This window comes from Actinophytocola sp. (assembly GCF_035942955.1).
GTDB lineage: Bacteria > Actinomycetota > Actinomycetes > Mycobacteriales > Pseudonocardiaceae > DASYTH01.
On sequence record NZ_DASZCQ010000121.1, the window covers coordinates 1 to 14,493 of the forward strand.

At 69.1% G+C, this 14,493-nt stretch carries 18 protein-coding genes; 12 read left to right on the forward strand and 6 right to left on the reverse strand.

From position 1 onward, the window contains the following. Positions 1 to 16: 16 nt before the first annotated feature. The 9 genes from VGX25_RS11845 (at position 17) to VGX25_RS11885 (ending at position 9,442) form a co-directional block, all read left to right on the forward strand. On the forward strand, positions 17 to 1,159 hold the full coding sequence (locus tag VGX25_RS11845) for a hypothetical protein (protein WP_326917711.1): 1,143 nt from the start codon (positions 17 to 19) through the stop codon (positions 1,157 to 1,159). Positions 1,160 to 1,169: 10 nt separating this feature from the next. After that, positions 1,170 to 1,844: a GntR family transcriptional regulator gene (locus VGX25_RS11850; RefSeq protein ID WP_326917712.1), complete on the forward strand. Its 675-nt coding sequence runs from the start codon at positions 1,170 to 1,172 to the stop codon at positions 1,842 to 1,844. After that, the gene (locus tag VGX25_RS11855) at positions 1,831 to 2,745 is read left to right on the forward strand and encodes a dihydrodipicolinate synthase family protein (protein WP_326917713.1); all 915 of its coding nucleotides are present in this window, start codon (positions 1,831 to 1,833) and stop codon (positions 2,743 to 2,745) included. The genes VGX25_RS11850 and VGX25_RS11855 overlap by 14 nt, the downstream gene beginning before the upstream one ends. Continuing rightward, complete coding sequence (gene araD / locus VGX25_RS11860; RefSeq protein WP_326917714.1) at positions 2,742 to 4,463, forward strand: L-arabinonate dehydratase; 1,722 nt, start codon at positions 2,742 to 2,744, stop codon at positions 4,461 to 4,463. The genes VGX25_RS11855 and araD overlap by 4 nt, the downstream gene beginning before the upstream one ends. Before the next feature lie 148 nt (positions 4,464 to 4,611). Next, positions 4,612 to 5,829, forward strand: coding sequence for an extracellular solute-binding protein (locus VGX25_RS11865; RefSeq protein WP_326917715.1), 1,218 nt, complete (start codon positions 4,612 to 4,614; stop codon positions 5,827 to 5,829). Then, positions 5,826 to 6,908: an ABC transporter ATP-binding protein gene (locus tag VGX25_RS11870; protein WP_326917716.1), complete on the forward strand. Its 1,083-nt coding sequence runs from the start codon at positions 5,826 to 5,828 to the stop codon at positions 6,906 to 6,908. The genes VGX25_RS11865 and VGX25_RS11870 overlap by 4 nt, the downstream gene beginning before the upstream one ends. 157 nt (positions 6,909 to 7,065) lie before the next feature. Continuing rightward, positions 7,066 to 7,980 (forward strand): ABC transporter permease, encoded by a 915-nt coding sequence (locus tag VGX25_RS11875; protein ID WP_326917717.1) that lies wholly within the window; start codon positions 7,066 to 7,068, stop codon positions 7,978 to 7,980. After that, positions 7,977 to 8,816 (forward strand): ABC transporter permease, encoded by an 840-nt coding sequence (locus tag VGX25_RS11880; protein WP_326917718.1) that lies wholly within the window; start codon positions 7,977 to 7,979, stop codon positions 8,814 to 8,816. The genes VGX25_RS11875 and VGX25_RS11880 overlap by 4 nt, the downstream gene beginning before the upstream one ends. A gap of 89 nt (positions 8,817 to 8,905) precedes the next feature. After that, positions 8,906 to 9,442: a hypothetical protein gene (locus VGX25_RS11885; protein ID WP_326917719.1), complete on the forward strand. Its 537-nt coding sequence runs from the start codon at positions 8,906 to 8,908 to the stop codon at positions 9,440 to 9,442. A gap of 80 nt (positions 9,443 to 9,522) precedes the next feature. Here the strand turns inward: VGX25_RS11885 and VGX25_RS35660 are convergent, their stop codons facing one another. Further along, positions 9,523 to 9,969, reverse strand: coding sequence for a DUF2690 domain-containing protein (locus VGX25_RS35660; RefSeq protein ID WP_414635772.1), 447 nt, complete (start codon positions 9,967 to 9,969; stop codon positions 9,523 to 9,525). A 301-nt stretch (positions 9,970 to 10,270) separates the two neighbouring features. Then, on the reverse strand, positions 10,271 to 11,311 hold the full coding sequence (locus VGX25_RS11890) for a helix-turn-helix transcriptional regulator (RefSeq protein ID WP_326917720.1): 1,041 nt from the start codon (positions 11,309 to 11,311) through the stop codon (positions 10,271 to 10,273). Positions 11,312 to 11,483: 172 nt separating this feature from the next. Between VGX25_RS11890 and VGX25_RS11895 the strand changes: the two genes are divergently transcribed. Then, positions 11,484 to 11,918, forward strand: a complete 435-nt coding sequence (locus tag VGX25_RS11895) for a helix-turn-helix transcriptional regulator (protein WP_326917721.1) — start codon at positions 11,484 to 11,486, stop codon at positions 11,916 to 11,918. Here VGX25_RS11895 and VGX25_RS11900 read toward each other — a convergent pair. The 3 genes from VGX25_RS11900 to VGX25_RS11910 are packed head-to-tail and all read right to left on the reverse strand — an operon-like array spanning position 11,819 to position 13,237. Then, a complete protein-coding gene (locus VGX25_RS11900; protein ID WP_326917722.1) occupies positions 11,819 to 12,430 on the reverse strand; it encodes a nitroreductase family protein in 612 nt (203 codons plus the stop codon). The two genes, VGX25_RS11895 and VGX25_RS11900, sit on opposite strands and share 100 nt — an antisense overlap. 10 nt (positions 12,431 to 12,440) lie before the next feature. Next, a complete protein-coding gene (locus tag VGX25_RS11905; RefSeq protein WP_326917723.1) occupies positions 12,441 to 12,983 on the reverse strand; it encodes a YbaK/EbsC family protein in 543 nt (180 codons plus the stop codon). Further along, entirely contained in the window at positions 12,956 to 13,237 is a 282-nt protein-coding gene (locus VGX25_RS11910; RefSeq protein ID WP_326917724.1) for a hypothetical protein, read from the reverse strand. The genes VGX25_RS11905 and VGX25_RS11910 overlap by 28 nt, the downstream gene beginning before the upstream one ends. Before the next feature lie 116 nt (positions 13,238 to 13,353). Between VGX25_RS11910 and VGX25_RS11915 the strand changes: the two genes are divergently transcribed. Beyond that, entirely contained in the window at positions 13,354 to 14,199 is an 846-nt protein-coding gene (locus VGX25_RS11915; RefSeq protein WP_326917725.1) for a helix-turn-helix transcriptional regulator, read from the forward strand. A 17-nt stretch (positions 14,200 to 14,216) separates the two neighbouring features. Continuing rightward, on the forward strand, positions 14,217 to 14,402 hold the full coding sequence (locus VGX25_RS11920; protein ID WP_414635773.1) for a DUF397 domain-containing protein: 186 nt from the start codon (positions 14,217 to 14,219) through the stop codon (positions 14,400 to 14,402). Here VGX25_RS11920 and VGX25_RS11925 read toward each other — a convergent pair. Further along, positions 14,371 to 14,493: DUF2516 family protein (locus VGX25_RS11925; protein ID WP_326917727.1), on the reverse strand; the 123-nt coding region annotated here is incomplete at its 5' end. The two genes, VGX25_RS11920 and VGX25_RS11925, sit on opposite strands and share 32 nt — an antisense overlap.

A 14,493-nucleotide genomic window follows, 5' to 3' on the forward strand; every position in this document is an offset into this window, starting at 1 on the left:
CTCGTAGGGTGGGTGGGTGCGGGTCGAGATCAGCGATCTGGTGGGGCTGCGGGCGCATCGGGCGGCGGGGAGGGATCTGCGGGGGGCGTTGCTGACGGGGTTGGACCTTACGGATCCCGAGGATGATCGGCTGCTGCGGACCGCGATGGATGGGGCGGTGTTGCTGGGGTGTGTGGTGAGTCCGGGGACGGCGCGGCGGGCGGAGGCGGCCGGGGCGCTGCTGTTTCCGAGTATTCCGGAGTTGCCGTACGAGGTGTACCGGACGCGGTTGTATACGCCCGAGGAGCTGTTTGCGGGGTTTGAGCCGGAGTATCCACAGTCCTATGTGGATACTGTGGATGCACGGGTATACCGGCATACCAGGGAGCAGGGGCGGCAGCCGGATCCGTTGCACGCGTTGGCGGAGCGGCTGCACGATCATGCGATCACCGAGGCGTTGGGAGCGGAGCTGGTGGGGCGGCGGCCGGTGGCGGTGATGGGTGGGCATGCGCTGCGGCGGGATTCGGGGGCGTACCGGGCGGCGGTGGAGCTGGGGGTGGCGATCGGGCGGAGCCACTTGGGGTTCACCGTGCTGACCGGGGGTGGGCCCGGGGCGATGGAGGCGGTTCCGTTGGGGGTGCGGCTGTCCGGGTGGGGTGAGTCTGCTGTGGACGGTGCGGTCCAGGTGCTTGGGGAGGTGCCCGAGTTCGGGAGTGATCCGGAGGGGATCGGGCGGTGGCTGGCGGCGGGGTTGCGGGTGGAGTTGCCGGACGCCGACGAGCGGGCGCGCACGATCGGTATTCCTACGTGGTTTTACGGGCATGAGCCGCCCAATCCGTTCTGTGGCAGGCATGCGAAGTATTTCGCCAACTCGGTGCGGGAGGACGGGTTGCTGAGCGTGGCGACGGGTGGGGTGATCTACATGCCGGGGAGTGCGGGGACGGTGCAGGAGGTGTTTCAGGACTACGCCCAGAACCACTACGCGTCGTTCGGGCCGCCGGCGCCGATGGTGTTCCTCGGCCGGGATTTCTGGACCAGGCAGGTGCCGGCGGCGGTGCTGGTGCAGCAGCTGGCGCAAGGGCGGGAGGCGGAGCGGTGGCTGCTGGTGACCGACGAGCCGGCCGAGGCCGTCGCGTTGCTGGAGGCGTATGCCGTTGACGCCGCGGAGCAGGGGATCTAGGGTCCGGTATATGATATATCAGCCGGTGCCCACGGCGGCCCCGCCGGCGTCGAGGACGGACTTCGTTCTCGAGTCGATCAAGGGTGCCATCCTGAACGGCGAGTTGCGGCCGGGGCAAGCGCTGGTCGAGGCGGAGCTGGCGGCGCGGCTGGCCGTCTCCAAGACACCGGTGCGGGAGGCGCTCAAGACGCTGGCCGGCTCGGGACTGGTCGCGATGAGCCCGTACAAGGGCGCCTCGGTGCGGATCGTGGACGCCGAGCTGGTGCGCGCCGTGTACGAGGTGCGCGTGCTGATGGAGCCGGAGGCGCTGCGGCGGGCGGTGCGCCGCAAGGCCGACCTGAGCGAGGCGCGAGACGTGCTGGCGGAGGCTCAGCGGGTTGCCAAGGACGGCCCGGACCAGGGGCGGATGAGCCTGATCAACCGAAGGTTCCATCGGGCCATGTACGCCGGGTGCGGGAACCCGTTGATGGTTGCCATTCTGGACGACCTGCGGGACCAGACCGCGCTGATCACCGTTGCGGGCTGGGGAATCCGGCCCACGTGGAAGACCGAGATCGATGAGCACCGCGCGGTGCTGCTCGCCGCGGAGCAGGGCGACGCGGACCGGGCGGCCGAGCTGATGCGCCGCCACATCCAGATGTTCGCCGACCGAGTGGTCGAGGGGTTGCCCGATGGGACCGGATGAGCTGGCCGGCCGGCTCGCGGGGGTCGTGGCGATCACCGTCACGCCGTTCGACGAGACCGGGTCGGTGGATGAGACCGCCTACGTCAAGCTGGTGAAGCGGATGGTGGGCGCCGGCATTCCCGTGGTGACGCCGAACGGCAACACCGGCGAGTTCTACGCACTGTCCACGTCGGAGGCCGAGCGTGCGGTGGAGCTGAGCGTGCGGGCGGCCGACGGGCAGGCGGCGGTGCTGTGCGGGGTGGGGCACGACGTGGCCAGTGCGATCACCGCGGCGCGGCATGCCAGGGCGGTGGGCGCCGACGGGATCATGGTGCACCAGCCGGTGCATCCGTACGTGTCGCTGGACGGCTGGGTCGACTATCACCGCGCGATCGCCGAGGCGGTGCCGGAGCTGGGCGTGGTGCTCTACGTGCGCAACCCGCGGATCGGCGGCGCGCAGATCGCCGCGCTCGGCCAGGCCTGCCGCAACGTGATCGGGGTCAAGTACGCGGTGCCCGATCCGGTGCGGTTCGCTTGTGTGGCAAGGGATGCCGGGCTCGAGCGGTTCACCTGGGTGGACGGGCTGGCCGAGCTGGCGGCGCCCGGCTACTGGGCGGTGGGCGCCACGGGGTTCACCTCGGGGCTGGCCAACGTCAGCCCGGAGCTGTCCCAGCGGATGCACACCGCACTGTCCACAGGAGACTATCCACGGGCGATGCAACTCTGGGAGGAGATCCGGCCGTTCGAGGAGCTGCGGGCGGCGAACGAGTCGGCCAACAACGTCTCGGTGGTGAAGGAGGCGTTGGCGCAGCTCGGATTGTGCCAGCGGAACATCCGGCCGCCGAGCCGGATCCTCGGCCCGGTCGAGCGGGCGCGGATCGCGGAGATCCTGGCGTCCTGGGGGTTGCGGGACGAGCCATGACCAAGCGGCCGGAGGACCTGCGCAGCCACCAGTGGTACGGCGGCGAGGGGTTGCGCGCGTTCAGCCACCGGGCGCGCAGCCGCCAGCTCGGGCTCAACCCCGAGGAGCACCTCGGCAAACCGGTGATCGCCATCCTGAACACCTGGAGCGGCATCAACCCGTGCCACATGCACCTGCGGGAGCGCGCCGAGCAGGTGGCCCGCGGGGTGTGGCAGGCCGGCGGCTACCCGGTGGAGTTCCCGGTCTCGACACTGTCGGAGACGTTCTGCAAGCCGACCCCGATGCTGTACCGCAACCTGCTGGCCATGGAGACCGAGGAGATCCTGCGGTCGTACCCGGTGGACGGCGCGGTGCTGATGGGCGGTTGCGACAAGACCACCCCGGGGCTGCTGATGGGCGCGGCGTCGGCCGACCTGCCGGCGATCTTCGTGCCGGCCGGGCCGATGCTGCGCGGGCACTGGCGCGGCGAGACGCTGGGTAGCGGCACGGACATGTGGCGCTACTGGGACGAGCGGCGGGCCGGCACGATCGGCGCGGAGGAGTGGGACGAGCTGGAGGCCGGCCTGGCCCGCTCGCCCGGCACCTGCATGACGATGGGCACGGCGTCCACGATGACGTCGGCGGCCGAGGCGCTCGGCCTGACCCTGCCCGGCGCGTCGTCGATCCCGGCCGTGGACTCCGCGCACAACAGGATGGCCGCGGCCAGCGGGCGGCGGGCGGTGGAGCTGGTGTGGGCGGACCTGACCCCGTCGCGGATCCTCGACTCGCGCGCCTACGCCGACGCCGCCGCCACGGTCATGGCGCTCGGCGGGTCGACCAACGCGCTGATCCACCTGATCGCGATGGCCGGGCGCAGCCAGGTTCCGCTCAACCTGGCCGACTTCGACCGGATCGCGCGGACCACCCCGGTGCTGGCCGACATCCGGCCCGGCGGGCGGTTCCTGATGGAGGACTTCTACTACGCCGGCGGGCTGCGGGCGCTGCTGGCCCGGCTGCGCGACCGGCTGCACACCGACCGGATCACGGTCACCGGCAGGACCTTCGGCGAGGACCTGGCCGGGGCCATCGTGCACGACGACAACGTGATCCGACGGCTCGATAGTCCACTGTCGACAGAGGGCGGCGTCGCGGTGCTGCGCGGCAACCTCGCGCCGGACGGTGCGGTGATCAAGTACGTGGCCGCGGCGCCGGAGCTGCTCCGGCACACCGGCCCGGCCGTGGTGTTCCACGGCTACCGGGATCTGCAGGACCGGATCAACGACCCGGGCCTTGCGGTCACCGAGGACTCGGTGCTGGTGCTCGCCGGCGCCGGCCCGAAGGGTGGGCCCGGCATGCCGGAGTACGGCATGCTGCCGATCCCCGACCGGCTGCTCAAGCGGGGTGTGCGTGACATGGTCCGGGTGTCCGACGCGCGGATGAGCGGCACCAGCTACGGCGCGTGTGTGCTGCACGTCGCGCCCGAGGCGCACGTCGGCGGTCCGCTCGCGCTGGTTCGGGACGGTGATCCGATCACTCTGGACGTCGCCGACCGCACGCTGCGACTGGAGGTGCCCGAGGAGGAGCTGGCCCGGCGCCGGGCGGAGTGGACGCCGCCCGAACCGGTGTTCGAACGGGGCTATGGTGCCCTGTACTACGAGCACGTCACACAGGCCGACCGGGGCTGCGACTTCGAGTTCCTCGCCCGGCCAGGCAAGAACCCGGAGCCATACGCGGGGTAAACCGAGACCGGGCAGTCATCGGATGAAAATATTGCTGCACGAGTCTAGACGGGAGAGATAGGAAAGCGGTTGCCTATACCACAGCCGCAAGTGTGGGCACCGTCCACATATGTGAACCGAACGGACCAGACCCGAGGGAGCCAGAGAGATGCGCAGGACAACGCGGTCCCTGCTCGGCACGCCGACCCTGTCCGCCTTACTCGTCGCCGCGCTGGCCTGCGGCGCACCCGAGACCAACACCCCGGCCAACGCCCCGAGCACGGTGCCCGACAAGCCGTCCAAGCCGGTCGAGCTGAACATCCTCGACGTCGCCGGAAACCTGCAGCTGACCCAGGGCATGATCGATGAGTTCAAGGCCGCCAACCCGGACATCGTCAGCAAGGTGACCTACACCAAGGCCACCGCCCCGGAGATGCCCGGCAAGCTCAAGGCCGAGCAGCAGGGCGGCGCGTCGCAGACCCACCTGGTGCTGACCGGAACCGACGGGCTGTCCGCGGTGATCGAGCAGCAGCTGGTGCTGCGGCTGCAACCCGACTACGACGCCAAGTTCCCCGACCTGGAGGAGAACTACCTCGAGCCGGCGGCCGCGATGCACAAGCTCGCGCAGGGCCAGGGCATCACGATCACCTACTACCCGTCGGGCCCGCTGCTGGAGTACGACCCGGCCAAGGTGCCCAACCCGCCGAAGACCGCGCAGGAGCTGCTCGAGTGGGCCAAGGCGAACCCCAAGAAGTTCCAGTACGCCCAGCCGGCCAACTCCGGTCCCGGCCGCACGTTCCTCATGGGCCTGCCGTACATCCTCGGTGACAAGGATCCCAAGGATCCGGTCAACGGCTGGGAGAAGACCTGGGCCTACCTCAAGGAGCTCGGCCAGTACGTGGACTACTACCCCAAGGGCACCACGGACACGATGAAGAACCTGGCCAACGGGACGTCGACGATCATCGCGAGCACCACCGGCTGGGACATCAACCCGCGGGTGCTCGGCACCGTGCCGGCCGGCATGAAGACCGCCACACTGGAAGGCTTCCACTGGGTCACCGACGCGCACTACGCCGTGATCCCCAAGGGTGTCCCGGCCGACGTGCTGGCCGCCGACCTCGCGCTGATCAAGTGGATCCTGGATCCCAGGCAGCAGGCCAAGGCGTACGACAAGGGCTACTTCTATCCCGGCCCGGCGGTCAAGGGCGTCACGCTGGACATGGCGCCGCAGGAGTCGAAGGACGCCCTGGCCAAGTTCGGCCGGCCCGAGTACGACGCGCTGATCGAGGCGCACCCCAAGGAGACCTCGCTGCCGGCGGCCCAGCAGGTGCAGGCGTTCCAGAAGTGGGACCGCGAGGTTGGCAGCGGGAAGACCCGGCAATGACCGCGCCGCAACGGTTCGCCGAGCTGCACGTCGACCACGTGCGGCGGGCGTTCGGCGACCAGGTCGCGTTGCGGGACATGGACCTGACCATCAAGGGCGGCGAGTTCGTCGCCCTGCTGGGTCCGTCCGGGTGCGGGAAGTCCACCGCGTTGAACTGCCTCGCCGGGCTGCTGCCGCTCACGGCCGGGGCGATCTGGTTGGACGGCAAGCGAATCGACCAGCTGCCGCCCGAGCGCCGCGGGTTCGGCATGGTATTTCAGAACTACGCGCTGTTCCCGCACATGTCGGTCCGGCGCAACATCGCGTTCGGACTGTCCATGCGCAAGGTCGCGCGGGCCGAGCGCAACCGGCGGGTCGAGGAGGCGCTGCGGCTGGTGCAGCTCACGTCGCACGCGCACAAGTTTCCGGCGCAGCTGTCCGGCGGGCAGCAGCAGCGGGTGGCCATCGCCAGGGCGATCGTGCTCGAGCCGCGGCTGGTGCTGATGGACGAGCCGCTGTCCAATTTGGACGCGGCGCTGCGGCTGGAGATGCGGACCGAGATCCGGCGGCTGCACCAGTCCCTCGGGCTGACCACGGTGTACGTGACGCACGACCAGGAGGAGGCGCTGGCCCTCGCCGACCGGCTGGTGGTGCTGCGCGACGGCGAGGTGCAGCAGATCGGTTCGCCGGAAGAGGTCTACGCGCATCCGGTGAACCGGTACGTGGCCGGCTTCATGGGCTACCGCAACATGGTTCCGGTCACCGTGCAGTCGTTCGACGGCGATCGGGTCGCGGTCGGCGGCGAAGGCATCGAGCTGGTCGGGGTCAACCGCGACCAGCTGTCCAGCGGACCGGCCGTGGCGGCGATCCGGCCGGAGGACTTCTCCGTGGTCGGCGACGGCGTGGAGAACGCCGTCACGGCCAGGGTGGAGATCGTCGAGTACCACGGGCACGAGCAGGTCGTCGAGGCCGTCCTCGCCGGCGGGCAGCGGTTGCACGTGCGCACGGTCAGCCGGCTGGCGCCCGGCGACAGCGTCCGGCTCGCGGTGCCGCCGGAGCGGGTGCTCGTCTTCGCCCGAGAAATGGATGGTGCCACATGACAGCGCGGCACTCAGGGCGACCACCGAGCGCGCCTCGGCCGAAGGCCCGCAATCGCGTGGCAGGGCTTCTCATCAGAGCCGCAGGCAATCCGCTCACGGTAGCCCTGCCGGCGCGATTGCGGCAGCGCGCAGAGTCGCGTAGCAGGCGGGAGGCGGAATGACCGCCACACTCGAGAAACCACCGCGGGCGGAGGAGAAGGCGGCGCTGCGGCACCGGTTGGCCGAGCGGGGCATCGACCGGGTGCTGCTGTTGCTGGTGCCGGGCGTGGTCTTCGTCGTGGCGCTGTTCCTCTACCCGGTCCTCTATGGACTGCAACTATCGTTCCAGTCCAAGGACGGCGGCGGCCCGCTGGCGAACTACCAGAAGTTCTTCAGCGACTCGTACCTGTTCGACACGATCTGGATCACGCTGCGGCTGGCGCTACCCGCGGCGCTGATCAACGTGGTGGCGTCGATCCCGATCGCCTACCGGCTGCGCGGCCGGTTCCGCGGCAAGCGGCTGCTCACCACGATCCTGGTCGTGCCGATCACGCTGGGCACCGTGCTGACCGCCGAGGGGCTCATCGAGTACCTCGGCCCGGTCGGCTGGTTCAACAAGACGCTGCAGTGGTCGGGTCTGATCGACGAGCCGGTCCGGTTGGTGCACAACTACTGGGGCGTGCTGTTCTCGCTGATTATCACCGGGTTCCCGTTCGCGTTCCTGCTCACGCTGTCGTACCTGTCCGGCATCGACCCGTCCCTCGAGCAGGCCGCGGCCACGCTCGGCGCCGACTGGCGGCGCCGGTTCACCCGGATCACCCTGCCGCTGCTCGCGCCCGGCCTTGCCATCACGTTCTGCCTGACGTTCGTGCTGGCGTTCTCGGTGTTCCCGTCGGCGTACCTGGTCGGGCTGCCGCAGGGCGAGACCCGGGTGATCTCCATCGCCGCGTACGAGGCGGCGTTCCGGGACTTCGACTTCCCGCTCGGCTCGGCCATCGCGATGATCATGGCGGTGGTGATGCTCGCCGTGATCGGACTGGTGCTCGCCTGGCGGTCCACTTTGTACCGCGGGGCGACGGGAGGGAAGGGATGATGGCTTCCCGTGCCGTGATCGCCCGGCCCAGCGCGTGGTTGGTGTGGGGCGCGGTCGCGTTCTTCCTGATCAACCTGTTCGGCCTGGTGGCATACGTGGTGCTGAACTCGTTCAGCACGCAGTGGTTCGGCACCTGGCTGCCGGACGGGTTGACCACCACCTGGTACACCACCGCCTGGAACGAGCTCAGCCTGTTCGACGTGCTCGTGGTCACCCTCGAGGTCGCGATCGCGGTGGTCGTGCTGTCCGTCGTGATCGGCGGGCCATGCGCGTACGCCTTGGCGCGCCGGCAGTTTCCCGGCAAGAAGCTGCTGACCGTGCTGTTCCTGCTGCCCATCCTGATGCCGCCGATGACCTACGGCATCCCGCTGGCCACCGTGCTGTACAAGTTCGACCTCGCCGGGTCGATCACCGGGGTGATCATCGCGAACCTCGTGCCGTCGGTGCCGTTCGTGGTGCTGACGATGACCCCGTTCATCGAGCAGATCGACCCGAAGATCGAGGCGGCGGCCCGGATGTGCGGCGCGTCGACCGCCGCCGTGTTCACCCGGGTCCTCGCCCCGCTGCTGATCCCCGGCATGCTCGCCGCGTCCATCCTCGTGCTGGTCCGCACGGTCGGCATGTTCGAGCTGACCTTCCTCACCGCCGGCCCCGGCAGCCAGACCCTCGTGGTTTCCCTCTACGAAGCCATGTTCTCCGCCGGCATCCGCGCCCAGCAGGCCGTCGACGCCATGGCCGTCATCTACACCAGCTCCATGCTCGTGCTGCTGGTGATCGCGTTGCGCTTCGTCAACCCGACGCAGCTGGTGACCCGGTTGAAGGAGACCCCGACCTGAGGGTGATGCCCCTTCGGGCGGGCTCGGGCGCCTGGTTCGCGGCCTGCTGGGCCATGAGCCGGGCGCCCGCGCGTGTCACAGTGGCGGACATGCCTGATCAAGAGGAGAAAAGCTGGGTCGAGCAGGCCGGTGACTGGGTCGAGGACCAGTACTCGCAGATCACCGGCCAGGACGGCGCGCCGGCGGAGCAGGAGCCGGTGAGCGTTCCGTACGAGGAGCCGAGCGAGGAGCAGAAGGCGGAGTGGGACCGGCAGGCCCAGCTCGGCGAGTACATCAACGCGGTGTGCGGCCAACTGAAGGCGGAGGTGGCCGCAGTCGAGCAGGCGGCGCAGATCCTGCGCGCCACAGTGGACTCGGCCAGCCGCGAGGAGATCGAGGCGCTGGCCGGGCAGTGCGCCACCCTCTCCGGGCAGGGGTACGGTTCGGCGAGCCAGCTGAGGGATGCCGGTGTCCAGGACTGGGTCTACTCGGTGAAGGCCTGCAACGAGGTCGGCTACTGGGCCAGCTCCGCCTCGGCGCACGCCACCTCGGCCGCCGCCTCGGAGTACCCCACGGAGATCGAGGGCTTCCTCGGCAGCGTCGTCAACGACCTGAGCAACGCCTCGATCAGCATCAACGGGGCATAGGGAATTGACCCGGCTCAAGGAGATCCCGGCCTGGCCACCACACACGGCCATATCAACAACCTGAGCCGGGTCGCAGCAGCTCAGTAACTGCCCGTGCAAGTGAGGGTATTGGTGATCGCCGCACGGACGCAGGCCCAGGCAAGAAGCCCCGCATCGTTCACCATTTGCGTGAATGTGTCGCTTCCCGAGGTGATCTCCCGGGCATAGTTCGACCCATCAGAACTGTGCACCCGCACTCGGTCGCCAGGAATTCCACTCCGAATTCTTCCCCATGCCGCCCGGCAGGTTGGGCTGTATCGAAGCTCGACAATGATTCCTTCAGGACTGGTATTCTGCCTCGGCGTAAACGCATCCGCCGCGCAGCCGGTCGCGTCCGGCCACTTGCCTTCACAACTCTGCGCGTAGCAACTGGCCAGTGCACCCTGCGGTGCGCCGGCCTCCGCAGTCGCGGAAGTCGCCGTGGCCAAAGTCGCCGAGAGTACACCGGCGACTGACAAGCCAATGATTCGGATTCCTCTGCTCCCCATGACTAACAGTCCTATCGTGCCATCAGGTCAGTTGAGTTGCACCCACATGTGGGCGCCACGAGAACCGACCTTCTCAGGCTGGCGGCATCATCAAGCCACATCTGGACGGGTTTGGACATCCGTGGACGTCCCAGACCCGGTTACCCCTGCACGGTCCCGCCCCGAAAGCTCGAGACCGCATGAGAGGCCGCCGAATGCTACGGCGGTAGTGTGGCGAGCTCGTCGAAACTACTCGAACGCCAGGCGCTCCCGGCGATCGTTGCCTATTCCAGTGCCGCGGTGAGCTGGCGGGCCGGGGTCGTCACGATGCGGTTCCTTCATGGCCGCATTCGTTGTTGGCCGGAGGTGACGGTGTTGCCGCACCCATTGCGCCGAGGGCTAGGCCTAGTTGGAAGCGGTTTTCGACGCCGAGGCGGTCCATGAGGCCGCGGAGCGTGTAGGTGACGGAGCGGGTGGAGAGGCCTAGGTGTTGGGCGGCGCTGGTGTCGGTGTGTCCCTGGGCGAGGAGGGTGATGATGGCCTTTTCGCGGGGGGTGAGCACGACGGGGGGTACTCCGTTCCGGCGGGGATCGGTTGCCGTGTCCCAGTGGCGGTTGAAGAGGGCGACCAATGCGGCGACTACGGGTGGGTCGCCGATCTCGAGGGTTCCGCCGGGGTCGATGGCGAGCAGGGCGACGCGGCGGTCGAAGATCATGAGTTGGTGGGGAATGTCGGCTGACTCGCGGTACTGGCAGCAGGGGCTGTTGGGCACCGCCTTGTCACTGCCGGCTGTGCGGCGGCCCAGGGCGCGGAGGTGAACTCCGCGGCGGACAAGGGCTAGATCCAGAGGGGTCGCAACGGTCAGTGCTTGGCGGGAGAAGATCAGTTCGGGGTTCATCACCAGGTGTTCCCAGCGTTCCATGGCGACGAGTTCGGCGATGCGGGTGCGGGTGGCGGAGCGCGTGGGCAAGCGGCGGGTGCGGAAGGCGTGGCTCGTGAGGTCGCGGCCGAGGCCCTGGGTGCCGAGGGTTCGGCGCGTCCGGGTCGGGGGCACGGGATAGGTCGGCTCGCGGCTGCGCCGCCGTACCGTCGCAAGCGCCAGCTCTACCGGCGCCGCCGCCCAGGAACGACCCCCTTTTGCTCGATTGATGGGGCGGGCGATGCCGACAGCCTCGAGCTCCTCCAACGCCGACCGGACGCGGTCGGTGGACAGGCCCAGGTCCGCCGCGAGCGCGCGGACGGGTTGTGAGCCGAAGGTCGAAAGGCTGCGAAACACCAGGTCGGCGTCGGCCGACAGGCCCCAGCGAACCAAAGAAGGAACCGCGACGCCGGGGTTGATCTCTTTCTTATTGTGCCTCAACACGGGCGTCTACCTCCCCAATCCCGCGGACTGGAGATGCAAGCACACGTCGGCGTGGCTGTCACTCCTCCATTCGTTGGCACCAGAGAATCTTTTGCGCGATCACGCAACCAATATCAGAAGATCGGGTATACGTTATTGTGATCTCCATTTGAGTGTGGCAGCCTCACGCGTCGTGTGGGATGTTGACGGACTCCAGGTCCGGCCGGACGGCATTCACACGCACGAGCAGTTGCTGGGGGCGTTGGAGCGGTTGCGGGTGCGGGCCGCGCGGGGGCGGGGCAAGTGCCGGTTGTCGCTGACGGATGTGGCGGCGATGTCGGGGGTGCCGCGCAGCACGCTGGCGAACTACCTGTCCGGGGCGTCATTCGTACCGGCCGACCAGCTCGACTCGATCGTCCTTGCGCTCGGGGTCGCTCCGGACGAGGCCGCGCTGTGGGCGGCGGCGTGGGAGCGGGTGGCGGAGCGGCGCATCGCGAACAAGGCCCCGCCCGAGGAGTCCGGTGGGCGTCACGTGCTCCAGCGGCCGCGGTGGATGACGTCGGTGGCGGGCTTGCGGCGGGCACGGAAGCGGGCGCGGCGGTCGTCGTCCAAGGGGTCGTCGGGGTAGCCGATGGACACGGCGCCGATCGGGTGGAACGCGTCCGGGACGCCGAAAGCCTTGCGGTAGACCGGAATCCGCTCCTTGGGCAGGCCGAAGAAGCACGCGCCGAGGCCGGCGTCGACGGCGGTCTGCAGGATCAGCAGGGCGGCCATGCCGGCGTCGATGTCCCAGTAGGGCGCGGGCCACCAGGAGTCGTCCCGGTCGGTGAAACCCTTGTCCGCCTGGGCATACCGGTCGAGGTAGACGTCCTTGTTGGAGTGCACCACGATCAGCAGCGGGGCCCGGACGGTGGCGGCGAGGTAGTCGTCCGGCCATTCCTCGTGGCGGCACGCGGTGCGGAAGCGGTCGATGTCCTCCGGCGTGTCGAGCACCAGGAAGCCCCAGCCCTGGGAGAAACCGGCGGAGGGGGCGCGGACCGCGTTGTGCAGGATGCGGTCGACGACCTCCGGCGGCACCGGGCGGTCCGGGTCGTAGCGGCGGACCATGCGGCGGCGCCGCACCACGTCTTGGAACTCCACGGATCCGACCCTACTGGGCCAGGCCGTCGATCACCTCGGCGTGCGGGAGGGCGGCCAGCGCGGGGCCGGAGATCAGCAGCTTGCTGCCCCGGATCCCGCTGCCGATGATCAGCTCCGGGGCCCGCGCCACGCGCGCGTCGATCAGCAGCGGCCAGCCGTCGGGCAGCCCGATCGGGGTGATCCCGCCGTAGGCCATGCCGGTCAGCTCGACCGCGGTGTCGGTCGGGGCGAACGACGCCTTGCGCACGTCCAGCCGGCGGCGCACGACGTTGTTCACGTCCGCCCTTGTGGTGGCGAGCACCAGGCAGGCGGCGAACCGCTCCTCGCCCGACCGCTTGCCGGCCACCACCACGCAGTTGGCGGAGGCGTCCAGCGGCGACCCGTAGGCCCGGCAGAACGCGGCGGTGTCGGCCAGGTCGGGATCGATCGCCGCGACCCCGAGCCTGTCCCGCTCGGGCAGCGTCGCCATGGCCTTGCGGACCGGCTCACCGAGCAGGTCCGGCCGGTCGACGGCGGGCTCAACGGTCAGGGTTCCGGCGATGCTCCACTGCACGGGCTCAGGTTATCGACCATCTTCAGGACATCCTCCGCGGTCATCTCCCAGCGCAGCTCCATGGGCGCGATGCGATCCCACAGCGCCCGCGCCGCCTCGGCCGACCGGTGCAGGCCGGTTGCCGCCTGGCCGATCTGGGGATCCCACCGGTACAGCACCGCCTCGGTTCGGGTCTCGTCCGAGATCTCCATGCCCCAGGCGAAGATCTCGTTGTCGTTCTCGGCGTTGACCAATGTGAACAGCTTGGCATCCATGCCCCCACTGTCCACTCGAGACGAGAAACGTCCCCCCGCCAATGACCGAGAATCCCACTCCTGTCATTTCGGTGTGCGATCATCCGGGAACTGATCGTGACACAGTGGAGCCGTTCGTGAATGCGCAACCCAACGCGCCCTTCCTCCGCCGCCGCCTCGGCCGCCGGCTCAAGGCGATGCGCGACGCCGCCGGCCTGACCCTTGAGGAGGCGTCGGCCCGGCTGGACAAGACGCGAAGCTCGTTGCATCGTATCGAGACCGGCGCGACCAGGGCGGACGTCCACCTGATCCGGTCGATGATGGATCTGTACGACCAGTGGGAAGAGGGCCTGATCGACCAGGTCCGCGAGGCCAACAAGCCCCAGTGGTTCCGCAACTACGGCGTCGACGAGCTGGGCTACATCGACGTCGAGACGCACGCCAGGCAGGTCCGCGAATTCGGCGTGCTCAACCCGCCCGGCCTGCTGCAGACCGAGGCGTACGTCCGGGCGCTGCTCTCCAGTAGCCGCCGCAAGCGAACCAAGCAGCAGATCGATAACGAGGTCGAGGTCCGGCTGATCCGGCAGCGACGGCTTACCGACGAGGAGAACCCGCTAGAGCTGGTCGCCATCGTGGATGAGGCGGCACTACGCCGCGAGGTCGGCGGGCCGAGGACGGTGCACGAACAACTGCGGCAGTTGGTCGAGGCAGCAGCCTGGCCTACCGTGACGCTGCAGGTAATCCCGTTCCGCGACGGGGCGCACAGCGGCATGGATGGCGCCTTCACTCTGGTGAGCTTCCCAGAGCCGAGCGACCCGGAGTTGCTGTATGTCGAGCACACCGCAGGAGCGCTGCACATCGAGGACGCCGACGCGATACGGGCGGCTAAACTAGCATTTGACCAGCTCCGCACCGAGGCATTGAGCCCGGCCGACTCGGTCGCGCTGATCGAGCGGATCGCCGGCGAGCTGGACCGCCCATGACGAGCGAGGCGAGCGCGATGACCTGGCGCAAGAGCAGCCGCAGCGGTCAAAACGGCAGCGGCGGCAACTGTGTGGAGGTGGCCTTCACCGGGGTGGCCGTAGCCGTGCGCGATTCGAAGAACCCGGACGCCGGGCGCCTCACCTACCCCGACTGCGGCTGGACCGCCTTCCTCACCACTTGTTGCCGCGTTGGACCTCGATGAGCTTGGGGCGCACGTCGACGATGTAGACGAGGGCGGCGACCAGGCCGGCCATCCAGAACATCCAGCCGACGCCGGCGAAGCTGAACAGGAG